Annotated in this window: 20 protein-coding genes; 5 read left to right on the forward strand and 15 right to left on the reverse strand. The window is 60.3% G+C overall.

All coding sequences use genetic code 11. The features are described 5' to 3' along the window. Nucleotides 1-85 precede the first annotated feature (85 nt). The 12 genes from hemH to DKK75_RS03740 all read right to left on the reverse strand — a co-directional run bounded on the left by hemH (nucleotide 86) and on the right by DKK75_RS03740 (nucleotide 15,180). Entirely contained in the window at nucleotides 86-1,009 is a 924-nt protein-coding gene (hemH, locus tag DKK75_RS03685; protein WP_110452096.1) for a ferrochelatase, read from the reverse strand. After that, nucleotides 1,002-2,399 (reverse strand): MFS transporter, encoded by a 1,398-nt coding sequence (locus DKK75_RS03690; RefSeq protein WP_110452097.1) that lies wholly within the window; start codon nucleotides 2,397-2,399, stop codon nucleotides 1,002-1,004. Before DKK75_RS03690 ends, hemH begins: the two co-directional genes overlap by 8 nt. Before the next feature lie 4 nt (nucleotides 2,400-2,403). Then, nucleotides 2,404-3,162 carry a hydrogen peroxide-dependent heme synthase gene (hemQ, locus tag DKK75_RS03695; RefSeq protein WP_110452098.1) on the reverse strand — a complete coding sequence of 253 codons (759 nt, stop codon included), beginning with the start codon at nucleotides 3,160-3,162 and terminating at the stop codon, nucleotides 2,404-2,406. A 510-nt stretch (nucleotides 3,163-3,672) separates the two neighbouring features. Further along, nucleotides 3,673-3,921 carry a preprotein translocase subunit SecG gene (secG, locus tag DKK75_RS03700; protein WP_110452099.1) on the reverse strand — a complete coding sequence of 83 codons (249 nt, stop codon included), beginning with the start codon at nucleotides 3,919-3,921 and terminating at the stop codon, nucleotides 3,673-3,675. Between the two features lie 60 nt (nucleotides 3,922-3,981). Then, complete coding sequence (tpiA, locus tag DKK75_RS03705; protein WP_110452100.1) at nucleotides 3,982-4,764, reverse strand: triose-phosphate isomerase; 783 nt, start codon at nucleotides 4,762-4,764, stop codon at nucleotides 3,982-3,984. A gap of 92 nt (nucleotides 4,765-4,856) precedes the next feature. Further along, on the reverse strand, nucleotides 4,857-6,053 hold the full coding sequence (locus tag DKK75_RS03710; protein WP_110452101.1) for a phosphoglycerate kinase: 1,197 nt from the start codon (nucleotides 6,051-6,053) through the stop codon (nucleotides 4,857-4,859). Between the two features lie 79 nt (nucleotides 6,054-6,132). Beyond that, nucleotides 6,133-7,092 (reverse strand): DNA-binding protein WhiA, encoded by a 960-nt coding sequence (gene whiA / locus DKK75_RS03715; protein WP_110452102.1) that lies wholly within the window; start codon nucleotides 7,090-7,092, stop codon nucleotides 6,133-6,135. Nucleotides 7,093-7,211: 119 nt separating this feature from the next. After that, nucleotides 7,212-8,105 carry an RNase adapter RapZ gene (gene rapZ / locus DKK75_RS03720; RefSeq protein WP_110452297.1) on the reverse strand — a complete coding sequence of 298 codons (894 nt, stop codon included), beginning with the start codon at nucleotides 8,103-8,105 and terminating at the stop codon, nucleotides 7,212-7,214. 2 nt (nucleotides 8,106-8,107) lie between these two features. Continuing rightward, complete coding sequence (locus tag DKK75_RS03725; RefSeq protein WP_110452298.1) at nucleotides 8,108-9,136, reverse strand: shikimate dehydrogenase family protein; 1,029 nt, start codon at nucleotides 9,134-9,136, stop codon at nucleotides 8,108-8,110. A 61-nt stretch (nucleotides 9,137-9,197) separates the two neighbouring features. Continuing rightward, nucleotides 9,198-11,498, reverse strand: a complete 2,301-nt coding sequence (gene uvrC / locus DKK75_RS03730; RefSeq protein WP_110452103.1) for an excinuclease ABC subunit UvrC — start codon at nucleotides 11,496-11,498, stop codon at nucleotides 9,198-9,200. After that, entirely contained in the window at nucleotides 11,495-14,416 is a 2,922-nt protein-coding gene (uvrA, locus tag DKK75_RS03735; RefSeq protein ID WP_110452299.1) for an excinuclease ABC subunit UvrA, read from the reverse strand. The genes uvrC and uvrA overlap by 4 nt, the downstream gene beginning before the upstream one ends. 161 nt (nucleotides 14,417-14,577) lie before the next feature. Further along, nucleotides 14,578-15,180 (reverse strand): DNA-3-methyladenine glycosylase I, encoded by a 603-nt coding sequence (locus DKK75_RS03740; protein WP_110452104.1) that lies wholly within the window; start codon nucleotides 15,178-15,180, stop codon nucleotides 14,578-14,580. A gap of 184 nt (nucleotides 15,181-15,364) precedes the next feature. Between DKK75_RS03740 and DKK75_RS03745 the strand changes: the two genes are divergently transcribed. Next, nucleotides 15,365-16,582, forward strand: a complete 1,218-nt coding sequence (locus DKK75_RS03745) for a TspO/MBR family protein (protein WP_110452105.1) — start codon at nucleotides 15,365-15,367, stop codon at nucleotides 16,580-16,582. Between the two features lie 117 nt (nucleotides 16,583-16,699). After that, nucleotides 16,700-18,301, forward strand: a complete 1,602-nt coding sequence (locus tag DKK75_RS03750; RefSeq protein ID WP_110452106.1) for an ABC-F family ATP-binding cassette domain-containing protein — start codon at nucleotides 16,700-16,702, stop codon at nucleotides 18,299-18,301. Nucleotides 18,302-18,444: 143 nt separating this feature from the next. On the opposite strand, the gene DKK75_RS03755 is transcribed toward DKK75_RS03750, so the two are convergent. After that, on the reverse strand, nucleotides 18,445-19,134 hold the full coding sequence (locus DKK75_RS03755) for an MgtC/SapB family protein (protein WP_110452107.1): 690 nt from the start codon (nucleotides 19,132-19,134) through the stop codon (nucleotides 18,445-18,447). 134 nt (nucleotides 19,135-19,268) lie between these two features. Here DKK75_RS03755 and DKK75_RS03760 point away from each other — a divergent pair, with 134 nt between their 5' ends. Genes DKK75_RS03760 through DKK75_RS03770 form a run of 3 tightly spaced genes read left to right on the forward strand, consistent with a single transcriptional unit; the run spans nucleotide 19,269 to nucleotide 22,949 of the window. Next, complete coding sequence (locus DKK75_RS03760) at nucleotides 19,269-21,176, forward strand: bifunctional ADP-dependent NAD(P)H-hydrate dehydratase/NAD(P)H-hydrate epimerase (protein WP_110452108.1); 1,908 nt, start codon at nucleotides 19,269-19,271, stop codon at nucleotides 21,174-21,176. A 27-nt stretch (nucleotides 21,177-21,203) separates the two neighbouring features. Then, on the forward strand, nucleotides 21,204-21,986 hold the full coding sequence (locus DKK75_RS03765; RefSeq protein WP_110452109.1) for a 2,3-bisphosphoglycerate-dependent phosphoglycerate mutase: 783 nt from the start codon (nucleotides 21,204-21,206) through the stop codon (nucleotides 21,984-21,986). A gap of 24 nt (nucleotides 21,987-22,010) precedes the next feature. Beyond that, a complete protein-coding gene (locus DKK75_RS03770) occupies nucleotides 22,011-22,949 on the forward strand; it encodes a LysR family transcriptional regulator (protein ID WP_110452110.1) in 939 nt (312 codons plus the stop codon). 96 nt (nucleotides 22,950-23,045) lie between these two features. Here DKK75_RS03770 and DKK75_RS03775 read toward each other — a convergent pair whose 3' ends face one another. Together DKK75_RS03775 and pyrE are read right to left on the reverse strand one after the other, a co-directional pair. Further along, nucleotides 23,046-23,912, reverse strand: coding sequence for a DsbA family protein (locus DKK75_RS03775; protein WP_181414439.1), 867 nt, complete (start codon nucleotides 23,910-23,912; stop codon nucleotides 23,046-23,048). A gap of 450 nt (nucleotides 23,913-24,362) precedes the next feature. Then, entirely contained in the window at nucleotides 24,363-25,055 is a 693-nt protein-coding gene (gene pyrE / locus DKK75_RS03780) for an orotate phosphoribosyltransferase (RefSeq protein WP_110452300.1), read from the reverse strand. Nucleotides 25,056-25,092: the final 37 nt, after the last annotated feature.

Genomic DNA, 25,092 nt, shown 5'->3' on the forward strand with positions numbered 1-25,092 from the left:
AGTCGTTGCAACTAATGAATTGTGCCCCGCCCGGTTTGAACCGGGCGGGGCACAATTCATATCTTTACTTCCAGCAGATGTATGACTACTCCGCCTGAGTCTCCTCGACCACATGCTCCAGGGCAGCGATCAGGGCAGGGCTGTCATTGGGCATGTTCAGTCTGATCAGGGTGCCGCCGGAGGACTGGATGGCCTTGGCCAGCTCCAGATCGACGTCATAGCAGATCTCCAGGTTATCGGCAATGAAGCCGATGGAAGCGGAGACGATGGTCTGCATGCCGCTCTTGGTAATCAGATCTTTGGCCACAGTGACGAAATCAGGGCCGATCCAAGGCTCCTCGGTGCGACCTGCCGACTGCCAGGCAAGCACGTACTGATCCTCATTGAGGCCAGCGGCCTGAGCCACGGCATTGGTTAGGCCAATGACCTCATCCTTGTAGGGGTCTCCTCCATGGATGATGCGCAGGGGCAGGGAGTGAGCGCTGAAGATCACCTTGGTATCCGGCCGGTCGGTCAGCTCCCTCTTGGCCACCAGCTGATCGCTCCAGAAGTGGATCAGCTCCTGGTGGTTCCACCAAGAACGCACCGGCAGGTATTCCATGTCTGGATGGGCCTCGATGGCCTTGCGTGCGCGGTTATGGTAGTCCTCGCTCGAGTAGGATGAGTACTGCGGGGCCAGAGGCAGGCCAATCACCCTGGTGATGTCATCTGCGGCAATCTGGTCGACCGCATCCCTTATGAAGGGGGCGATGTACTTCAGCCCTTGGTAGACCTTGTAGGCGCCAGGATGTGCATTGTCTAGCGCGGCCTGGAGACCGTCGCGCTGGGCCCTGGTGATCCTGGCTAGGGGCGAGGGCAGACCGATGGCCTTGTAGCGGCCGACCAACTGGTCCATCAGCGGTTTGGGCGGCTCCTGCCCGTGGCGGATGTTGGTGTAGTACCCCTTGATGTCAGACTCCTGGTATGGAGTGCCGTAAGCCATCAGGAGGATTGCAGTAGGTTCAGTCATCGGCAACTTCTTTCTGTGAAAATGGAATGCAGTATGTCAGGCCGACATTGACCAGGGCTATGACGATGACCACCAGGAACATGTTCCTGTAGGAGGTCAGCCCAGCCTTTCCATCCACCTTGCCCAGTTCAATGGCTGAGGCGAAGAGGAGGGGAGCTATGGTGATGCCTATCTTCTTGCAGGCGGACAATCCGCCAATGGCTTGCATACGGTTCTCAGGTCCGGCCAGCCTTCCGGCGATGACCTGGAGCGGCGAGGACATCATCGAGCCCATGCCGACTCCCATTAGGAAAGATAGAACCATGAAGAGCTGCAGGTTGTGCAGGGTCAGGGTGATCACCAGGGCCATCAGTCCTATCAGCGAAGAGGAAAAGACGAGCGTGGTCCGATAGCCGAACTTGTCGACTAGGAGCCCGCCCAGCCAGGATCCGACCACGGAACCTAGACCGACGCCGACCATGACCATGCCGGCCAAACGGACCTGGAGACCGAAAACGGAATGGACATAGGTTGGGATATAGACGAAGAGGGAGAAGAGCATGCCTCCCAGCGTTCCCAACAGCAGAGTGAGCCCATAGGATGGCAGCTTCAGCAGACGGATGGGCAGGAAGGGCAAGGTCTCCTTGGAGCCACCCAGGCTGTGCTCATGCACTAGGAATACCGAGCCAGCCACTAGTGCAACTAGGAGGCATCCGATGATCAGGGGTAGGTAGGCTGCCCCGTACTGGAGGAAGGTAATGGCCACCATCAGCAGGGCCAGGGTGATGCTGAAGGAGCTTAGACCCAGGTAGTCGGTCTTCCAGGCCTGGCCGGTCTGGGAGTCGCCCATCATGAACCAGGCCAGGATGAACAGGATGGCAAGGAAGGGCAGCATCATGTAGTAATAGGCCCGCCATCCGTGGGTGATACCCAGGAGCATGCCCGAAAGAACCGGGCTGACCATGGCGGAAAGACCGGCGATGATGCCCACCGTGGAGACCTTTCTGCCCTGGTTGTTCCTGCGGGCGCGCTGTAGGAGAACGTTCATGGACAGGACCATGATGCCGCTGTCTCCCAGAGATTGCACGAACCGGCCCAATAGCATGACCGCATAGTTGGGCGAAATCGCCGTCATCAGGCATCCAACAAACCAGAAAGCCAGCTCCCAGAGGAAGACCTTCCTGGTCCCGTGGGCATCGGAGAGGTTGGAGGTGATAGGGGTACCCACCACCAAGCCTAGGGTGTAGAGGCCTACCACCCAGGAAGAGCCCATAGTGGTCAGGTTGAAGGTCCTGGTGATGGACGGCAGCATGGTCGGCACCGCTCCCCCATCCAGCTGGGTGATGAAGACGATGACCATGAAGAACCATATAGGCGTGGAAAGGATCGATTTTCTCTCTTTTGTCGACATGTCGTTACTGTCCCAACCCGTCCATGAACAGCTTGTCAATGTGCTCAGGATTGGCCTGGGTGCCCACTAGGAAGTAGGGGAATTCGCCGTAGATGGAGCTGGCTTCGAGGTAGCGCATCTCGGTGACGATCTTCTTGAAATCGACCGGATCGTCGGCGAACAGGGTGACTCCCCACTCGTAATCGTCCAGGCCGATGGAGCCTGTCAGGATGATGGAGACCTTGCCGGCGTAGGAACGACCGATCTTGCCATGGTCGTGCATATAGGTCTTGCGCTGGTCGTAGGGCAGCGTGTACCAGTTGGCACCTGGGACGCGGGTCTTCGACATTGGATAGAAGCAGATGTAGGGCTTGTCTGGCGTCTTAGGGTGAAGACTGGCATTGACATAGGACCAGCCGCGATCCGTGGTCGGCTCGCCCGAGTAGAGGCCCACCTCAGTGACCGACACATAGGACATGGTTGGCTCCAGGTAATCAGACAGAGACAGCTTTTCCAGGTCGGTCTCTACCTCTTGCAGCTGATCCAGGGTCTCCCTGAGGACCATCAAACCCAGATCCGCCTTTTGTCCATTGACCTGACACCAGTAGTGGCTCCCCCGGCCCTGGAACTGGACTGCGTCCAGCTGTGTGGCAAGGGCCCTGAACTCATCCAGGCATTCCCGGCGTTCGCCCTCCGGCACTCGGCGCCATTTGGCCCAATTGATTTTCCAGAAGAGGTGAAGGCAGAACCAGCCCTCCAGGCTCGGTGCAGCTTGCTCAGCCATGAGCGCATCCTTTCGTTTGCTTTTAGCTTGCACGGCATTGTGTGATGTGCCGTTCTCTTGGCACATCCTTTCTCACTTTATAGGTCAAAAGGCTGAGTCGTTGCATTATTAGGTACAGGGTGAAAGACATATTGTGGTAACAGTCAAGGGCTATGAGCTTGTGCTGTCAAGGAAGCAAACGGGTTCTGCATATATCAGCTTCAGACACCAGCGGAAATTAATTTCAGTAAATTTGACTAATCAAGTTGGCTCAAGCCGTGCAATAGCTCAAATGCTCTGCTGAACAAACCTGCTGATGAAAGGGTGCACACCCACAAGGACGGTTTGCTGCGCATCATGGAAGAAGGCGGAGGAACATCAGGCTCTCGCCTCTAAAGCACCGAAGCAAAGCGACAAGACAAAGCAGGAGATAAACGGCGCTGACAGGTCGGCATGACCAACAGCTATGAGAAAGTCACCTCAACATGGAAAACCCCGGTCGATGCCGGGGCCAAGCATTCGCTGATGGAATCAGGCTAGCTTGTACTTGGAAATAAGATCCAAGGCGATAATGATAGCCACCCAGATCAAGGCCACGATGATAGTCAGCCGGTTCAGGTTCTTCTCAGCCACACCGGAGGTGCCCGCGTTGGAACCGATTCCACTGCCGAACATGTCGGACAGGCCGCCGCCCTTGCCTTTGTGCATCAGGATCAGCAGGGTCAACAGAATGCTGGTGATGATGACGACGATTTCAAGCGCTATCTTGACAATGGTCACGGCACATACCTCCATGTAAGGAACTGGGAACAAGTATACAGACACCTGGCGAAAAACGCATCAGCCCTTGGCAGTCAGCCGCACGATTCGAGCGAACTCCTCCACCTCCAGGGAGGCACCGCCCACCAGAAAACCGTCTACATCCGGCTGGCTGATCATCTGTGCGGCATTTTTGGAGGTGACCGAACCGCCGTAGAGAATGCGTACGGCCTGGCCCGCTGGCTTTCCGAATTTGCCGGTGATATGGTTGCGGATGGCCCAGGCTGCCTGCTGGGCTGTATCAGGGGTGGCTACCATGCCGGTGCCGATGGCCCAGACCGGCTCGTAGGCCACGATCAGGTTGTCCATGTCTTCCTTGGCCAGGTCACGAATAACATCATTGACCTGGCCAACAGCGAAGTCCAGCTGAATGCCTTGGCGGCGCTCCTCATAACTCTCACCAACGCAGAGGATGGGCTTCATGCTTGCCGCCAGAACAGCACGAACCTGATCGACGATGTTGGCGTCGTCCTCTGGATGGTACTTGCGCCGCTCGGAATGGCCTACGATGACGTAGCTGCAGCCCAGCTGGGCCAGCATGTCGGCGGATACATCTCCGGTAAAAGCCCCTTGAGCAGTAACGGAGACAGCCTGGGCTCCATATTCTATGGGCAGGTTATCGGCTTCTACGAGCACCTGGACGGAACGCAAAGCAGTGAAGGCAGGCATCAAAGCCACCTGACAACGCCTTTGGTCGAAGTGAGCGTCGCGCAGGAGCCAGGCCAGCTTCTGCACGAAATAGGTGGCTTCCAGGTGGTCGAAGTTCATCTTCCAATTGCCGGCCACCAGGGGGATGCGTGCCATACTGGACCTTTCCATCTGCGTATTACAACAGCAATGCCGGGCCTCCGGCTGCAAAATTCGGTGACCCGGCATAGCCCGTCTGCTTGCTGATTTTACTCCAGTACCTTTAGGCCCGGAAGCTCCTTGCCCTCAAGGAACTCCAGAGAGGCACCGCCGCCGGTGGAGATGTGCGAGAATCCGTCCTCGGGGAAGCCAAGGTTGCGCACGGCCGAGGCTGAGTCGCCGCCACCGACGATGGTGAAGGCTCCGGCCTTGGTGGCATCAATCAGGCCCTGGGCCACAGCACGGGTGCCATCGGCGAAGGCGGGGAACTCGAAGACGCCCATGGGGCCGTTCCAGACCACGGTCCTGGAATCCACGATCTTGTCGTGGAAGAGCTTCTGGGAGTCAGGACCGATGTCCAGACCCATCTTGTCTGCGGGGATGTCGTCAGCAGGAACCACTTGGTGAGGGGAATCCGCCTTGAACTCGTCAGCCACCACGATGTCGTCAGGCAGGACCAGCTCCACGCCCTTCTCGCGGGCCGTGGTGATGTAGCCCTTGACGGTGTCGACCTGATCCTCCTCCAGCAGGGAAGATCCGACCTCATAGCCCTCAGCCTTGAGGAAGGTGAAGACCATGCCGCCGCCAATGACCAGACGGTCGGCCTTGCTCAGCAGATTCTCGATGACGCCCAGTTTGTCGGAGACCTTGGATCCGCCCAGAACCACAGTGAAAGGCCGGTCGGGGTTCTCGGTCGCCTTGGACAGGGCCTTGACCTCCTTCTCGACCAACAGGCCAGCGGCGGAGGGCAGGAACTTAGCCACTGAGTAGTTGGAGCCCTGGGCGCGGTGGACCACGCCGAAACCGTCAGAGACGAAGGCATCGCCCAGATCGGCGATTTTGCGTGCATAGGCATCACGCTCGGCCTCGTCCTTACTGGTCTCTTCGGGGTTGTAGCGCACGTTCTGCAGCAGAACCACATCGCCATCGTTCATGGCGGCCACCTTGGCATGGGCATCAGGACCGTAGGTGTCTTCGGCCAGAGGAACCTGCACGCCCAGCAGCTCGCCCAGACGAGCAGCCACGGGAGCCAGGCTGAGCTCGGGAACGACCTTGCCCTTGGGGCGACCCAGGTGGGCCAAGAGGATGACTTTGGCGCCCTGGTCACGAAGCTGCTCGATGGTCGGCAAGGCGGCACGGATGCGGCCGTCGTCCGTAATAGTTGTGCCGTCCAGCGGCACATTGAAGTCCGCGCGGACGAGCACGCGCTTGCCCTTGAGATCACCGAGGCTCTTCAGTGTTTTCATGCGTATCCTTTCTGACTGCGGGTCCATGCGCCCGCTTTCCTGCCATGGTACTCAGACAGACCGACTTGTGTGAGATATCTCACTCTTGTTTAGCGAGCTCCTCGGCCTTCTTTTTTTCCACCTTGGTAGCCAGCTGCAGCAGACGGCGGATGCGTCCGGCGATGGCGTCCTTGGTGACTGGCGGATCGGCCAGACGACCCAGCTCCTCAAGCGAGGCCTCCCTGTGGTCCAAACGAAGCTGGCCGGCTGCTCGCAGATTCTCAGGGATGTCATCGCCGAGAATCTGAAAAGCCTTGGTGACCTTGGCGCTGGCCTCGACGGCGGCCTTGGCGGAGCGGCGCATATTGGCATCGTCGAAGTTGGCCAGACGGTTGGCCTTGCCGCGAGATTCCCCGTCGCTGCGCTTGCCGGTCCACTCTCTGGAACACTTGGGAGCACCCATCAGGTTGAGCATGCGTTCGATAACGTCCGGGTCGCGCAGAGTTACACGTTCGGAGCTGCGTACCTGCCGGGCCTTGGCGTTGATGCCTAGCCGGCGTGCGGCTCCCACAAGGGCCAGCGCTGCTTCGGATCCGGGGCAGATGATCTCCAGGTATGAGGCCTTGCCCGGATCGGACAGCTCGCCGTGGGCTAGGAAGGCTCCACGCCAGGCGGCTTTGACCTGGGCGATGTTGCCGGAGACGACGTCGGCGGGCAGGCCTCGGACCGGATGCTTGCGACGGTCCAGCAGGCCGGTCTGCAGGGCCAGGGCGCCGCCTGCCTTCAGCACGCGGACCGAGTAACGGGTCAGGTTGCCGGTGGGGGCCTGCCGCTTGACTTGGATCAGATCGGAATCATGACCGTAAACGTCCCTGATGGTGTTCTGCAACCACTGCGCTGCTGGCAGTGAGTCGAATTGCGCTTCCACCACAATGTGACGCTGAATGATGTGCAAGCCGCCGCCGAAGCGAATCATAGCCGCAGATTGCGCTTTCTTGGCAGAGGGGGGTTCGTTGTCAATCGCGGCCAGCTCGCTTTTGACATCATCAAGTAGGGCCAAGAGCCGTCCTCCTACGAAAAATACTGAAAAATGAATACTTTTTGGCCGCACGACACACCTGCCGTGGCGACCACCGGATTACTGTGATATCGAACACATTGGACAAATTGCGCCTTTGGCTATCTACGTGGACGGTGCGGAAGCTCACGGGCTGAGACCGTCACCTCCATTCCCCGGGACCGCAAATGGGCGGCCAGAGCGTCGGCCATGGCCACTGAGCGGTGCTGTCCGCCAGTGCAACCAAAGGCAATGGTCACATAGTGCTTGTCCTCACGCGCATAGCCGCTGAGCGCAGTCAGAATGGCGGTGGTATAGGCGTCCAGAAACTCCTTGGCGCCCTTGCTGGCCATCACATAGTCACGGACCGGGCTATCATGGCCGTTCAGGTCGCGCAGCTCGGGGATCCAGTAAGGGTTGGGCAGGAAGCGTACATCCGCAACGAAGTCGGCATCGATGGGCAGCCCGTACTTGAATCCGAAGCTCATGATGTGCACGCCCACGGTGGTCGGGCCGGAGCCCAGGACCATTTCATAGAGGCGGGTGGAAAGCTGATGGATGCTCAGATTGGAGGTGTCGATGACCATGTCGGCACGCTCTTTGAGACTGCTCAGCAACCCGCGCTCCTCGCGGATGCCATCGATCAGGCGACCCGAGCCTTGCAGGGGGTGGGGCCGGCGGACGGACTCATAGCGCTTGACCAGAACCTGGTCTGAGGCATCCAGGAAGAGGATGCGGCAACGCACACCCAGGTCATCCAGATGGCTGAGCACGGCCGACAGATCGTCGAAGTAGGAGCGGGAGCGGACATCGATAACAGCAGCCAAGCGGTGCAGTGAACTTCCAGCTGAGGTCATCATGTCGACCAGAGGCACCAGCAGGCGCGGGGGCATGTTGTCGACTACATACCAGCCCATGTCTTCCATTGAATCAGCGGCTCGTGAACGGCCTGCGCCTGACATGCCTGTGATCAGCAGCACCTCGAAGCCTGCGAAGGGCGGTTTCTCCGTAGTCATGGTCATGCCTCCCTCAAGGCTCGGTCCATTGCAGCCGCCGGAACAGCAGCCAAAGGTCGGTCGGTCATCAGTGCTACCTGGCGCACAGCTTGATAGAGCAGCATTCGCTCACCACTGATGGCCCGTGCACCTGGGATGCCGCAAAAGACCTCCATGAGCGGCGTGATCCGGGGGTCATAGACCACATCCAGCAGGACCGGGCCGAAACGTTCATCGGCATTGGCCTCTTTTCCATTGGCGGGTCTTTCGTCGATAGCTTTGACACCAGAAGCCCTGGCTTCTCTGGTCTCAGCTGTACTGAGCAGATCGGCTAGAGGATCGGCCGCACCCGAAGGCAGGGTTGAGACGACAATATCGGCCTTGGACAGGGCTCCTTTCGCTTTTTCGCCCTGATCCATCGCGACGACGACCGGAGTGGGCAGGTCCAGCCGGGAGGCGAGGTCCAGCATGTGGTCGCAGTGTTCCGGGTTGCGGACGAGCAGGTCTACACGTTTGACCCCCAGCACCTTCAAGGCGCAGAAGGCGGACTCGGCTGTGTTCCCGTTGCCGATGACCAAGGCCCGCGCTCCCCCATACGGTTTGCGGGGAAGCTGGTCCTGTCGGCCCTGCCCGGCAGCCTCGAGCAGGGCAGCCAGATCGTCAGGGTCTCCGTCGGCCCGGCAGCAGTCGACAGCTTCCAAAAGTGCCGCCACAATCCCCTCCACGTCTGTGTTGTATAGGGACAGCCCGTTAGCAGGGCCACCCTGCTCAAAGACTGCCGTGTTGGCCACCCCCAAGGTTCTAGACCAGTAATCACGAAAAGCGCCTAAGGAGCCGACGGCCTTCTTCAGGGGCATGGTTAGACTCAGACCGGCCCATGACAGGTCAAGGCTGTGGATAAAGTCCGCCAGGCCGTCAATATCCACGCGCACTCGGTCATAGTGCCAGCCGTCTAGGCCCAGTGCGGCATAGGCTGAGCCATGCAAGAGGGGCGAAAGGGAATGGCTGATGGGGTCGCCCAGGACGGCACAACGGCGATCAGGCCCATTCATATCTGCAATCACGCACCAATCAAGATCAGGGCATGGCCCTTTGCCAGCCTCTTGAGCCATTTTATCGCTGGCTGTCCCCCGCCTGAGCCTGGTCGGTATGCAGAGCCTGGTAGATAGTCCCGGCCTTGGCGGGGCCGATGCCCTTGACAGCCTCCAGCTCCTCCTGAGAGGCCTGGCGCATACGTTTGACCGATCCGAAATGATTGAGCAGCTTCTTTTGGTAGGCGGGGCCGATGCCCGGAATCTCGTCCAAGGCCGACCTGAGGGCACCCTTGCGTCGGGTTTGACGGTGGTAGGTGATGGCGAAGCGGTGGGACTCGTCCCGCACACGCTGCAGCAAATACATACCCTCGGACTGGCGCTTGAGGATGATGGGATAGTCGTCGTCGGGAACCCAGACCTCCTCCAGACGCTTGGCCAAGCCGCACAGGGCCACATCGTCCACTCCGCAGTCGTGCAGGGCCCGTGCGGCGGCGGTCACTTGGGGCTTGCCGCCATCGACCACGACCAGGTTGGGTTTGTAGGCGAAGTGGCGGGCGGAGGTATTCTGCTGGACAATACCTCCCTCTTCCTGCTCGACCAGCTCAGGAGCCTTGTCGCTGGCCTTTCGCTCGGCCTCCAGGCTGTCGCCGCTGTCGCCTGCGATGTTGCCGTGGCGGAAGCGACGGGTCAAGGTCTCGTAGATGGCGCTCATATCGTCCACAGCGCCCTTGCCGTCCTCACCGCGAATGGCGAATCGACGGTATTCGGACTTCTTGGGAACGGCATCTTCGAAGACCACCATGGAACCCACCTGGAACTGGCCGCCCACGGTATTGGAGATATCGTAGCACTCGATGCGCAGCGGGGCCCGGTCCAGTCCAAGAGCCTTGGCTACGTCGTTCATGGCCTGGGTGCGGGTGCCCATGTCGCTCATGCGGCTGAGCTTGCTGCGCTGCAGGGCCTGGCGTGCGTTGGCGTTGGCACGGTCCATCAGGGACTTCTTCTCCCCGCGGCTGGCCACCCGGATGGCTACTGCGGACCCGCGCAACTCGCGCAGCCACTCCTGCAGGTCACCGGTCCGATCAGGCTGGATGGGGACAATAACCTCGGGAGGCACCGGTGAGATGGGAGCCAACAAGTCGGCACGTCCGGTCTGATCCTGATGCCGGTGTCGGCTCCTGGTGGCCTTGGCCCGGGCCTCGGCATCCAGGGCCGTGACCTTCTGGGTGGAGCCCATGGCATCCCTGTCCTGGCTGATGGAGACAGGGGTGTCTGAATCCGCGGGCAGCTTGTGCAGCTCGCTGTTGTTCTCATTCATCAGATCCGAGTAGACCTGCACCAAGAGGTCGCTGATCAGTTCGCTGTCGGAAACATCCTCGACCCGTTCCACGCTCCAGTTGCGTTCACCGCGGATTGCTCCCGAGCGCACGAAGAAGGCGTGGACCGAAGCCTCAAGTTCGTCCGAAGCTACACCAAAGACGTCCACGTCCACGTTGGAGGCGAAGGCTACAGCGTTCTGCTCGATGACCGTATCCAGCATGGCGATCTGGTCGCGCAGGCGGGCGGCCTTCTCGAAGTCGAGCTCCTTGCTGGCCTTCTGCATACTCCTGGTCAGCCCGGCCCTGTAGCTCTTGCCCAGCCTGCCGGTGATGACCCCGGTCAGCTCCGTGCACAGACGACGGTGATCGCTGGCGCTGATCCGGCCTACGCAGGGAGCCGAGCACTTGCCTATGGAAGCCAGCAGGCAGGGACGGCCGCTGAGCTTGGCTTTGCGGAAGACGCCGGGTGTGCAGGTGCGCACTGGGTAGGTCTTGAGCAGGGCATCCAGCGTGTGCTTCATGTCCCAGACCTTGGCGTAGGGGCCGAAGTAGCGGGTGTCGTGCCGCTTGCGCACGCGGGTCATCCATACCCGGGGGAATTCCTCCCCCACGGAGACGGCCAGATAGGGGTAGGTCTTGTCGTCGCGCAGCTTGACGTTGAAGCGGGGATCGAACTCCTTGATCCAAGTATATTCCAGGGTCAGGGACTCCAGGTCGGTGCCCACCACGGTCCATTCCAGGCTCCGGGCCGTCAACACCATGGTCTGGGTGCGCGGATGCAGGTTTTCCAGGGGCTGGAAGTAGTTGGTCAGACGGTTGCGCAGGTTCTTGGCCTTGCCCACGTAGATGACCCGACCGTCTCCGTCCCGCCACTTGTAGACGCCCGGCTGGGCGGGAATGTCAGAGGTTTTGGGGCGGAAGAGGTCTCGGCTGTCTCCCAACAGGGGCGCGCCGTTCTTGTTGACGCCGCTCGTGGTACCAGTGACGGACTCCTCCTCAAGGGCTTGGGCGGTGCGCCGCCATACCTGCGGCGTGTGCCGCTCGAAGCAGCTGCGGGTCATGATCGTGTGGCCTTGGCTATCTTTGCAGGATCCAGCATGGGCTTCAGATACTTGCCAGTCCAGCTGTTTGGATTGGCAGCCACCTGCTCTGGAGTGCCTTGGGCCACCACGGTGCCTCCGCCGTCGCCGCCCTCGGGCCCCAGATCGATGATCCAGTCGGCGGTCTTGATGACGTCCAGGTTGTGCTCGATGACGATGACCGTGTTGCCCTTGTCGACCAGACCGTGCAGGACTTTGAGCAGCTTGCTGACATCTTCGAAGTGCAGGCCCGTAGTGGGCTCGTCCAGGATGTATACGGTCTTGCCGCCGGAGCGCCGCTGCAGCTCAGTGGCCAGCTTGACACGCTGGGATTCGCCTCCTGACAGGGTAGGCGCCGGCTGACCCAAGCGAATGTAGCCCAAGCCCACGTCCACCAAGGTGTCCAGGTAGCGGGCGATGGAGGGGTAGGCTTTGAAGAATCGGGCGGCCTCTTCGATGGGCATGTCCAGCACGTCCGAGACGGTCTTGCCGTTGTAGGTGACCTCCAGGGTCTCCCTGTTGTAGCGCTTGCCATGGCAGGTCTCGCACTGGACGTAGACGTCAGGCAGGAAGTTCATCTCGATCTTGATCGTCCCATCCCCATGGCAGGTCTCGCAGCGGCCGCCCTTGACATTGAAGGAGAAGCGGCCTGGACCGTAGCCGCGAACCTGGGCTTCTGGCGTCTTGGCAAAAAGCTGGCGTATCTTATCCCAGACGCCAGTGTAGGTGGCCGGGTTTGAACGCGGGGTGCGGCCTATGGGATTCTGATCCACGTGGATGACCTTGCGCACCTGGTCCACGCCCTCAACCCGGGTGTGCTTGCCGGGCACGATGCGGGCGTTGTTGAGCTGGTCGGCCAGGACCGGATAGAGGATGGAGTTGACCAGGGTGGACTTGCCGGAGCCGGATACGCCGGTGACCAGGGTCATGACCCCTAGCGGGAAGGAGACCTTGAGGTTCTTCAGGTTGTTCTCGCGAGCTCCTACCACGGTCAGCTGACGGGTCCTGCTGGTCCTGCGGCGGCGCTTGGGCACCTCGATGGACCGGCGTCCGGCAATGTAGTCGCCGGTGATTGAGCGGGAGGCGTTGATCAGGTCCTGCGATCGCCCGGAGAAGATGACTTCGCCACCGTGCTCGCCGGCCCCCGGCCCTATATCGACCAGCCAGTCGGCCTGACGTATGGTGTCCTCGTCGTGCTCGACCACGATCAGGGTGTTGCCCAGGTCGCGCAACCGTTGCAGGGTCTTGATCAGCCGGTCATTATCACGCTGGTGCAGGCCTATGGAGGGTTCGTCCAGCACGTACATGACGCCCACCAGGCCTGAGCCGATCTGGGTGGCCAGACGAATACGCTGGGCCTCGCCGCCGGAGAGGGTGGCCGCAGCCCGGGACAGGGTCAGGTAATTCAGGCCCACATCGTTGAGGAAGCGCAGACGGGCGCGGATCTCCTTGAGGACCTCCCCGGCGATCTTGGCCTGGGCACCCTCCATGTGCAGGCCCTCCACCCATTTCAGGCTGGCCGACACCGCCATGTCACAGACCTGAGCGATGGACAAGCCATCCACAGTCACAGCCAACACCTCGGGCTTCAGGCGCTTTCCCTGGCAGACTTGGCAGGGCACCTCGCGCATATAGGACTCATAGTACTGCTTCATGGGCTGCGAGTCGGTCTCGTCGTGGCGACGCATCAGGGTGCGGACCACGCCCTCAAATCCAGTGGTGTACTCGCGCAGGCGCCCCCAGCGGTTGCGGTAGGAGACATCAACCTTGAAGTCGTGCCCGTACATGACGGCGTGGCGGACTCCCTCGGGCAGGTCCTTCCAAGGTGTCGAGGTGGAGAAGTCCATCTCCTTTGCCAGGCCGTCCAACAGGTGGCCGTAGAACCGCTGCTGGCTCTTGGTGCCGCTCCAGGGCTCCACAGCTCCATCCTTGAGGCTCTTCTCCGGGTCGGGCACCACCAGCTCAGGGTCGATCTCCAGGTTGAATCCCAGACCAGTGCAGGCTGGGCAGGCTCCGTAGGGTGCGTTGAAGGAGAAGGTCCTGGGCTCGATCTCGTCCAGTTCCAGCTCGTGGCCGTTGGGGCAGGACCGCTTCTCAGAGAAGGGCTGGCGGCGCTCGGGATCTTTGGCATCCAGATCTACAAAGTCAGCCACCACCGTGCCCTTGGCCAGTCGCAGGGCGGTTTCCACTGAGTCGGTCAGCCGCTGGCGCATGCCCTCGCGGATGACCAACCGGTCCACCACCACCTCGATGGTGTGCTTCTTCTGCTTGGTCAGCTTGATGGATTCGGACAGCTGGTGCATGGTCCCATCGATGATGGCCCGGGAGTAGCCGTCGGAGCGCAGGAGCTCCAGGGTCTCCACGAACTCGCCCTTGCGGCCCTTGACGATGGGTGCCAGCAGCTGGAAGCGGGTCCCCTCTGGCCTGGACATAAGGGTGTCGACGATCTGCTGCGGCGATTGGGCGCGCACCTCAGCTCCGCATACCGGGCAATGGGGAATGCCAGTCCTGGCGAAGAGCAGACGCAGATAGTCGTAGATCTCGGTGATGGTGCCCACGGTGGATCGAGGGTTGCGGTTGGTGGTCTTCTGGTCGATGGAGACAGCTGGGCTCAGACCTTCGATGAAGTCCACGTCGGGCTTGTCCATCTGACCTAGGAACTGGCGGGCATAGGCGGACAGGGATTCCACATAGCGTCGCTGACCCTCGGCGAAGAGGGTGTCGAAGGCCAGAGAGGACTTGCCGGAGCCCGACAGGCCGGTGAAGACCACCATCCGGTTGCGAGGTATGGACAGGTTGACGTTCTTGAGGTTGTGGGCCCGGGCACCTTGGATGACGATTTTGCGGTCATTGGGCACCATGGATAGGTCCGCCACCAAGGACCCCTTGGATTCGATCATGCGCGGGTTCTCAATGGCCGCGTCCACTGTCGACTTAGGCTTGTTCTGCTGCTTCACGTGCTTCCCATCCGCTTCCCTGAAGACCATGGCCAAGACTGAGGCCAAAGCCTGACCATAATATCGCCGGGGCCGAATAATTCGAACAGGTGTTCGATGACGGCTTAGATGGCCGGGTCCGGCGGGTCAAGCGGCGGGCGGCCGCAGCCGTTGAGGAAGCAGTCGTTCTGATGGTCGTTGACGATGCCTGCAGCCTGGAGGAAGGAGTGGACCGTCACCGGCCCCAGAAAGCGCAGGCCCAAGTCGCGCATGTCCTTGCAGACGATGGCCGACAGGTGGTCGTAGCGCGGTATCGACTGATCGTCCGGGTAGTCATGATTGATGGTTAGCCCGCCTGTGAACGACCAGCAATAGTGGTCGAATTCCTCTCCGGGCAGTTGTCGGGCGATCAGGGCGGCGTTAGCCACCGTGGCCTCGATTTTCCGTCGATTGCGAATGATGGCTGGATCGGTCATGAGACAGTCGATTCGGTTGTTGTCGAAGGCGGCGATAGCTTGAATATCGAAGTTGTCGAAATCCTTGAAGAGGGCCCGGCGGCGATGCAGGACCAGCTGCCAGCTGAGCCCGCACTGGAATATCTCCAGGGAGAGCATGGCAAAGAGCCTTTGGGAGCCGTGCAGGGGGCGGCCCCACTCACGGTCGTGGTAGCTGCGCATGAGCGGATCGTCCACCTGAGCCCAGTCGCATCGATGTGAAGGTTCGGCCATGCTGTGCTCCTCTTCCCGACGTTCAGGTTCAGGCTAGCACTGGAGACCGCCTGGACCGGGTGGTCAATACCACTGAGCGAGGCAAGCCGATTTAGAGTTGAAGCAGAGGCCGGTCAGCCCATGCCCGGGGCCATCCCCACGGCGACAGTACGGTTGCTGCCGGCTAGGAGAGGAAGCATGTGCCATGACTGACAAGGACAATCCGCGCAGACTCTGGACCGACGAGGAGGATCCGGTCGAGAGGGCCAAGCGCACCTCCCCTGCCATGCAGGGTAGCCAATCAGCCTCAGGCTCGTCATCGGCAGCCCGGGGTTCAAGGAATGAAAGTTCGGCATCTTCCGGTGCATTGGCTTCGAATTCTTCTACTTCAAAGTCGTCTACTTCAAATTCATCTAGCTCAGGTTCATCGCCTTCGGGTGCCGCAGCCACGCAGTCTGATGATTCGTCGAAGAAGGCATCGACTGGAAAAACCAGTGCTGATGAGACCACCAACACAGGCAAGAGTCGTTCTGATCGCAGCGGCAATGAGGCAGTGCAGGGATCCAGCCAACCACAGAACCAAGCACAGGACCAGCAGCAAAAACAGGGTCAGTCCGAAAAGGAACAGGAATCCTCCAAGGGCCGAGGCTGGAAGCTCTTCGAGGACATCCTGCTCTGGGTGGCCTGGGTGGCCATGGTGGGGTTCAACGGCTATGCAGAGGTCTACCACTTCAATGGCACGACGGTTGGCGGCCTGGCCCGCAAGGTCGACCTGTGGATCATGCCCGCCGGATACGTCTTCGCCATCTGGGGAGTCATCTACATCGCCCTGGCCATCTGGCTCTTCCGCTTCTGCCTGGCCGGCCCTAGCCGCAAACGTCTGGGCTTCCTGCCCTTTACGCTGAGCGGGCTGCTCTTTGTGGCCACCTGCTGCCTGAACATCGCCTGGCTGGCTCTGTGGCATATGGAGCGCAACTTCTGGGCCCTGGTCATCATCCTCATTCTGACCGTGCTGGCCTGGATGCTCTACGCCCTGGTGCGCAGGGATGCCACTAAGGCCGGGACCCCCACCGCAGCCAAGGCTTTGGATTGGATTCCTCTGTCCATCTACGCCAGCTGGTTGAGCGTGGCCACCCTGGTCAATGCAGGATACATGGTGGTTGCCGGGCACAAGGTAGGAAATGCAGTCCAGGGATTTGCCGCCATCATCCTGGTAGGCGCCCTCCTGGCCGTCGCCTACCTGATGAACAGGCATGGTAAGGACTGGGTCTTCGGCCTGGTGGTCATCTGGGCCTGCCTGGGCATCGGCATCAGGATCTTCTCCTTCGCGGCCGCCATGGGCGTGCTGATCATCGCACTGACCGCTGTGGGTGCCTTCCTGGTCTACTTCCCCTGGAGCAAGTTCAGACTGGTCCGCCGCTGACCCATCAATGATCCAGCCATTGCCCCGTCAGCCGAGACGCACTGTCGGGGCTGGCTTCTTGCTACCATGGTCCCTTGCAAGTTTTGAACCACCAAGGAAAGCGGGGTCGGAGGCGGCATGGCTATTGAGGCGCAGGGACTTGAGATCCGAATAGGTGCCCGACTACTGCTGCAAGCCACCGACTTCCACGTGACCAAGGGCGACCGGATCGGCCTGGTGGGTCGCAACGGCGCTGGCAAGACCACGCTGACCAGGGTCATCACCGGCGACATGCTCCCCTCGGCCGGCAAGGTGCGGGTGACTGGGCAGTTGGGATATCTGCCCCAGTCCACCCATGCGGGGGATTCCGAGCAGAGCGCCCTGGACAGGGTCATGAGCGCCAGGGATATCGCATCCATCATCCAGCGGATGCGTAAGGCCGAGACCGAGATGACCAGTCCTGATCCCAGGATCATGGAAAAGGCCATGAAGCGCTACGACAAGGCCCAGCAGGACTTCGAAAACGCGGGGGGTTATGCTGCACAATCGCAGGCCATCGTCATGGGCGAGAGCCTGGGACTGAGCCAGGAGACTCTGCAGCAGGCACTGGGCACGCTCTCCGGCGGACAGCGCCGACGGGTCGAACTAGCCAGAATCCTCTTCTCTGACGCTGACACTTTGATTCTGGACGAGCCCACCAATCATCTGGATGCCGACTCCATCGAGTGGCTCAAGGGCTATCTGCGCCGGTTCGAGGGCGGCTTCCTGATTATCTCCCACTCCACCGAACTGCTTGACGAGACCGTCAACCGCATCTGGCATCTGGATGCTCAACGTTCCTGCATCGACATGTACACCATGGGATGGAAGGCCTACCTGCGTCAGCGCGTGGTGGACGAGGAGCGTCGCCGTCGCGAACGCGAGGTGGCTGAGAAGAAGGCCGACAGACTGATGCGGCAGGGTATCCGTCTGCACGCCAAGGCCACCAAGGCCGTGGCCGCCCAGAACATGATGCGCCGGGCCCAGCGCCTGCTGGCCGACACCCAGGAGGCGGAAAAGGCGGAAAAGGTGGCCGACCTGCGTTTCCCTGATCCGGCGCCCTGCGGCCGCACGCCCATCATGGCTGAGGACTTGTCCAAGGCCTACGGCTCCAACATTGTCTTCACCGGAATCAACCTGGCCATCGACAAGGGGTCCCGGGTGGTCATCCTGGGATACAACGGCGCTGGCAAGACCACCACCCTGCGCCTGCTGGCCGGCATCGAGCAACCTGACACAGGCAAGGTAACCCTGGGGCATGGGGCCAAGATCGGCTACTTCGCTCAGGAGCATGACACCTTGGATAACGAGGTCACTGTTCTGGAGAACCTGCAGCATGTGGCCCCGGACCTTGACAACACCCAGGCGCGGACCATCCTGGGTTCGTTCCTCTTCTCAGGGGACGATGCCATGAAGCCCACCAAGGTGCTTTCGGGCGGTGAGAAGACCCGCCTGGCCCTGGCCACGCTGGTAACCAGCCGGGCCAATGTCCTGCTGCTAGACGAGCCTACCAACAACCTGGATCCGGCTTCACGCGACGAGATACTCAAGGCCATCGCCAAGTACGAAGGGGCCATCGTGCTGGTCACTCACGACGAAGGTGCCGTCAAGGCGCTTAATCCGGAGCGGGTGCTGCTCATGCCCGATGGGGATGAAGACCTTTGGAGCGACGACTACCTGGAACTGGTGGCCGAAGAGTAGACCAAACCAAGACAGCGAAAAGCGGGGCGGAGATCTGCGATTCCTTTATGCCTGATCTCCAGTCTACGATTTCTCGGTCTTTTCCTGCAAGAGGTCTATTCGCTCTTGACATAGGAATGGCCACGCAGCTGGTCACTAGATGGTCAGTCGTCCTCCCCCAGGACTTCCACCCCTTTAACGCCTGGGGTCTGACCTATGGATTCGACCAGCTCGGTCACGTCACCCTTACCGAGCAGGTTGACAGTGACATCGGCCCCCTGCCAGGCATCTCGGTGCAGCTCGTGGATGGTCAGCACCCGGGATTCGAAACCCATGCGGGTGGCCAGCAGCAGGGACTCGCGCAGGCAGCCATGACCGTCTTGGTAGATGATGCGCAAGACCGTGTTCTGACGGTTGCGCAGGAACCACTTGAGTATAGGTGCGATGACCAGAACGGCCAGAAAGTAGAAGATAACCGCCAGGATGGCGATGGCGAAGAGCTGGACGCCGCAAGCCATGCCTACGGCGGCTGCCACCCAGATAGCACTGGCCGTCGTCAGTCCCTTGACCGAATCATGGTTGAAGAAGATGACTCCGGCCCCGATGAAACCGATACCTGAAGCCACCCCGGCCGCGATCCGCGAGGCGTCCCAGGAATAAGCACCAACAGCGGCCTGGATGCCGTAGAGGGAGACCATGGTGAACAGGCAGCTGCCCAGACCCACCAGAATATGGGTTCGGATGCCAGCGTCGTGTTTGAGGAACTCACGCTCGAAGCCGATCAGACCACAGAGGACCACCGTCAGGACTACCGCTAGAATCTGACCCTGGTTCGGCAATGCGAATCCCTGCATGAATTTCCTTTCCTGCCCGAGTAGTTTGGCAGACCTTATAACGCGTGCAGGACAAGGCCATCGGATAGAGTAGAGCCAACACGTGGCCGGCTACGCCGCAGCACGTGGACCTTGTGAATGAGGGGTGTGATGCCATGAAGCCATCATCAGATGATCTTCGCGAAGCGCGACGTACCTTGGCCACCAGCGCTTATTCCGCAGACATGATCAGATCATTGGAGCAGCCGTTTTTGGAGGACGGGGTACCGCTGATGCGCATCGCCGCTGGATCCTTGGCCTCAGTGGCCGACATCATGCTGACCCAGGCTGGATTGGAGCCGGCAGGTGCCAGGATCGTCCTGCTGGCAGGGTCCGGAAACAATGGTGGCGACGGTCTTTATGCCTCGGCTGATTTGGCTGGACACGGGGCCGACGTGACCGTAGTAGCCACCGGACGGAGCCTGCACCAGGGTGGGTTGGATGCCCTCCTGCGAGCCGGCGGAATGGTAACGGCCCTGGATCCCCAGGCAGTCATCCCTGGATGCGAGACCCCCTCCGGACCGGATCAGGCTTCCGATGAGCTGGATCAAGCCTTGGAGCTGTGCCGACAGGCGGATCTGATTATTGATGCTATGACGGGTATCGGCCTCAAGGGTGCGCTGCGCGGCATTCCCGCCATTTTGGCCGCAGATCTGGGTATGGGGAGCGGTCTGCCCGACAAGCCCGCTTGGAACGAATCTGTAGGACGGGATGGACCGCTGGTTCTGGCCGTGGATACCCCCTCCGGTTTGGACGTGGACGAGGGTACTCTGCCCGGAGCCTACATCCCGGCAGATGTGACTGTGACCATGGGAGCCATGAAGCCCTGCCTGATGCTTCCCCCGGCAGCTTACGTCTGTGGCAGAATCGTTCTGGTGGACTTCGGCTTCGATACCTCCGCCCTGGTCCCGAGCGTCTCCTGCATGAACGTTGTGGACTGCGCCGGTCTCCTGCGGTCTCCACGGGTGGATGACACCAAGTACAGCCGGGGTGTGGTTGGCCTGGTCACCGGATCGTCCCTCTACCATGGCGCAGGGCTGCTTTCCAGCAGGGCGGCGGCCAGCGGCAACGTAGGCATGATCCGCTACTGCGGCCCCAAGCCGGTGGGTGATCTGATCCTGCAGGAGCTGCCCGAGACGGTCCTAGGCCGCGGAAGGGTCGAATCATGGGTGCTGGGCTCAGGCGTGCCCACCCAGCAGGCCCAGGAGGCCGCCGGACCTGAATGCCAAGACGGTCAGCGGGATCTGATTGCCGATATACTCAACCGACAGGCCGCCGATCTGGACGAGGATGAGGCCGCAGCCGACCCTCCGGTGGTAGCCGATGCCGGAGCCCTGGATCTGCTGCCCGACCGGCTGGGTCCGCGCACAGTGCTAACCCCACATGCAGGCGAAATGGCCGCCCTGCTCAACTCTCATGGCGAGAATGTGGACAGCGACCAGGTTATGGCCGAACCCCTGCACTGGGCGATTCGAGCCTGCCAACTGACTGGAGCCACTATTCTGCTCAAGGGAGCCATCACACTGGTAGTTGGCGAGGACGGAACCGACCGTCCCAGAGTCATGACTACGGGATTCGGCCCAGCCTGGCTGTCAACGGCGGGATCAGGGGACGTGCTCTCCGGAGCCATCGGGGCTGTGTTGGCCCAGAACGCTGGACCGATTCAGGAGGATGCCACGCTGATGGTGGATCTGACGGCAGCTGCGGCCTTTCTGCACGGTCTGGCTGGTACTCTGGCCAGCGACGGCAGACAGGCAGGCTGGGAGCAGCCGCTGATATTCGATCCCCGCAAACCACAGGATTTTGCGGATCTGATAGCTGGGAACAGCCAGCAAGCGGGGCCATGGGCTGCTGCAGGACTCATAGGACAACCGATCCGCGCTGGACAAGTAGCCGATGCCCTCCCCAGGGCCATAGGACTGGTCATGTCCAGATCTGAATGGACTGCTGACCAGGCTGACCCGTCCGCACAGGATGAAGATGATGACTCCCTGTTCTTTGAGCACAGTTCACTTTGGTTCTAACACGTCATCGGGAGGGGAATCGATTCGATGACCTCGCAGCTCATCGTCATGCGCCATGGGGAAAGCGTCTGGACTCAGAAGTCAGTCAACCGTTTCGCCGGTTGGGTGGACGTGCCGCTGACGGAACATGGACTACAACAGGCTCGTCATGCCGGACAGCTGCTCAAGGAGTCAGGCCTATTGCCCGACTTGGTCTTCACTTCCCTGCTGACCCGTAGCATCGTCACCGCCAACATGGTGTTGGATCTGATTGATCGAGCCTGGATTCCGGTGCACCGCACCTGGAGACTGAACGAGCGCCACTATGGCGTCTTCCAGGGACAGACGCGACCAGCAATGCTGGAACGTTATGGGCAGCAGCAATTCGACATCTACCGGCGTTCCTATGAGGTTCGTCCACCTGCCATCGAAACCAATTCACCATACTTTCAGGGACGGGATCCGCGCTATGCCCCGTCCACGTGTGACGGGCTGGACAGGCGGAATCCGGCGGAGATCCGTGCTGAGTGCCTTAAGGACCTGTTGGTCCGTCTGCATCCCTACTGGAGCAGCCGGATAGCCCCCAACCTGGCCCAGGGCCGGACTGTGCTCATCGTCACCCACGGTTCCGTGGTCCGCAGCCTGATCAAGGTTTTTGAGGATATAGACGACAAGGACATCCGAGCCATCAACGTGCCTACCGGCGTTCCTATGGTCTACAACTTCGAGACCGATGATGACGGCAATCCCCAGGTTCAAGGTCCGGGTCGCTATTTGGATCAGGAGGCTGCAAGCAAGGGCATCGCTGAAACCGCAGCCTTGGGCCGATAGGGCCTTGGGTATAGATTGGCTTGTATGACACTGCTCCAACTGCGCTACATCGTCAAGATTGTCGAATGCGGCTCCATGAACGAGGCTTCGCACGAGCTTTACATCTCACAGCCGGCCCTGAGCTCATCAGTCAAGGAGCTGGAGAACGAGCTGGGCATCGAGATCTTCACCCGCCACTCCCAGGGAATCGCTCTGACCGTGGACGGGGCGGAATTCCTGACCTACGCCCGGCAGATTCTGGACCAGACCGACCTGCTGGAGGCACGATACCGGCAGGTCAGGCCCCGCAAGCAGCTCTGCCGAGTTTCCACTCAGCACTATATGTTCGCAGTCGAAGCGTTCGTGGAGATGATCAACTCCATCGATTCGGACGAATATGAATTCACCATACGGGAGACGCGCACCAGAGACATCATCGACCAGGTGGCTACTCTCCAGTCCGAAATCGGCATCATCTACGAGTCCGACTTCAACAAACGGGTCCTTTCCAAAATGCTCCGGGAGAAGCACCTGGACTTCCATCCCCTCTTCCGAGCAGACCTTCATGTCTTTATCGCCCGGACCAACCCCCTGGCCGATCGGGCCATGGTTACCATGAAGGACCTGGAGCCCTATCCCTTCCTTCAGTATGAACAAGGCGAGGAGGGTTCCTTCTACTTTGCTGAGGAGGCGGTCTGGCCCGACTACTCCCCCAAGCAGATCACCGTGAGCGATCGTGCCACTATGCTCAACTTTATCGTCGGGCTCAACGCCTACACGGTCTGCACTGGCATCGACAACGAAGATCTGAACAACGAGAAGATCGTCAGCGTTCCCTTGGAGTCAGACGAATCCATGCTTGTGGGCTGGATAGTCAACAGCCGGACCAAGCTGTCCCATGCTGCCGGACTTTACTTGGAAAAGCTGCGCCAGGTGGTGTCCAACCATGGATACTCACTTATCGAACAGAAGTCAGGCGAGTAGCTGTCAAGCAGACATCAGTCGAACAGGTGACAGCTGGTCCGAGAGCTGCGATAATTGGACTTCCCCGCTGGTGATTAGTTGCCGCATAGTCGCTATTTACTCTACTTTCAGCGCTTGTCCCCGGGCTCCGATGGATGGTATCTTCCCCTGGTGACCCACATCCTGCGATTTGAGCCCCAAGGCCTTGAGCAGTGCCCGATCCAAATGCTCCAGACCTCCCTGACTCTTTGCTGCTGCGGTCAGATCCCAGACCTTGCCGTTGATCATGATGGTGGGTGTTGAGAACTCCCCCTTGGCGTCCTTGGCGTCCTTGCGAGTGATGGCGTAGGCGTTGACCTTGTCCACCCATGGCTTGTATGCACCTTGGGCGAAGCGGTCTGCCAAGGATCCGGGCACGCCCACTCCCACAGCCAGATCGGCCAGACGGGCGTCGGAGACCGCCTGGTACGAGCTCTCATTAGGCTGGAAGTCGGTTGCGAAGACAGCAGCAGCAAAGGCCGGCAGGCGTTCAGGATCCTCCTGAGCCACCATGGCCAAGGCATTATCCACCCGGCTGGAGTACTGGTCGCTGGATGCCGAATCCAGGAAGTTCAAAAAGTTGTAGGTGACATTGATCTGACCGGCGCTGATCATGCGTTGCAGCTGAGGATCGATGACTCGGCCCACCTTGCCGCACCAGGGGCACATGGGATCCATGAAGATCTCAAGAGTAGGCACACCGGCAATCTTCTTCTTGCTGCCGACACCCTTGGCTGAAACAGTCAGTCCTCCCTGATCGTTGGCAACCGACGGCTTGACAGCAACCTCTTGCAGGGCCTTGTATGCTTGAGCATCCCCGCTGGGGCCATGACTAGCTTGGGATGTCGTTGCTTCGACAGAAGGGTTTCGATCCACGTGGTTGTTTCCTGAACGATTGGTCCACAGCATGTAGATGCCTGCAACAAGCACCAGCACAAGAGCCACTGCTGCCAGTATCAAAGGCAGCCTCCGAGACCGCCGTGCAGACTCGCTCTCTTTAAGCTCGCTCTCCTGAGGCTGGCTTGTCTCTACCGTTTCCGCACTAGCTGGATTGGGTTCGTCATGAGATTCTGCCGCATCCGAAAGTTTCGCTGCCTCTGTTGTTGGGGCTGAAATAGCGGGCTCCACCGCATCCTCTGAATTCGTCTGATTGGCAGCATCTATCGCGTCGGCCTCATCCCGGCTCGGTTTTGCATGACCACTCTGCTCCAGCGGTTGCGTCATGATCCACGGCCTTCCTTGCGATGATGATTCGTCGGCCTGTCCGTCGAACCTTTACCAATTTACACGAGGGCCGGATGACAGAGCAGCCATCCGAAAAATGTGCGTCAATGTGGCCTAGATGCACAATCGTCATAAGGCCAACACGAATCCAAGCAGTCGTCTTCCCCTTGCTCAGGCCCCGTAGCGCTCAAGATATTGCCTGGCGGCATCGGCCGTATGCTCGTCCAGAATGGGCAACCCGTTCGAACCCTTCATGGAGGCGGCCGCGTCGAAGATCTGGCGGACATCAACGATGCTGATGACCGGGAAGCGGAACTCGTGCATGATGGACTCGACTGCCGAGCCTTGGCCATGACCAGTGCGCTCCATCCGATCTACGGAGAGCACCAGACCGACGATAGTCACCTTGGCCTGGGACATGATCTTGGGCACCACCTGGCGGACCGCGGTCCCTGCGGTCATGACGTCATCCACAAGCAACACCCTCATGCCGTCCCTGAGCTGGGTGCCGACCATAAGGCCTCCATCGCCATGGTCTTTGACCTCTTTGCGGTCAAAGGTGTAACCGACCGGCATGCCGTGCGCCCCGCTCAGTGCTATGGCGGTGGAGACGGCCAGGGGGATCCCCTTGTAGGCTGGGCCGAATACCGTGTCGATGTCAGCAGGCAGAGTCCCCTGCTTCACGGCCTGGACGATGGTCCGGGCGTAAAACTCCCCCAGCAGGGCGATCAGACGTCCGTCGTTGAAGGCTCCCGCGTTGATGAAGTAGGGCGAGTGCCGCCCTGACTTCAGTGTGAAGTCCCCGAACTTGAGCGCCCCGCTCTCAAGCAGAAAGCTGGTGAAACCCTTCTGAATGCGACGGATCTGCTCATGTAGATCCTCGTCATGGTCGGCTTTGTCT

The sequence above is a fragment of the Bifidobacterium asteroides genome (genome assembly GCF_003202695.1).
Taxonomy (GTDB): Bacteria; Actinomycetota; Actinomycetes; order Actinomycetales; family Bifidobacteriaceae; genus Bombiscardovia; species Bombiscardovia asteroides_G.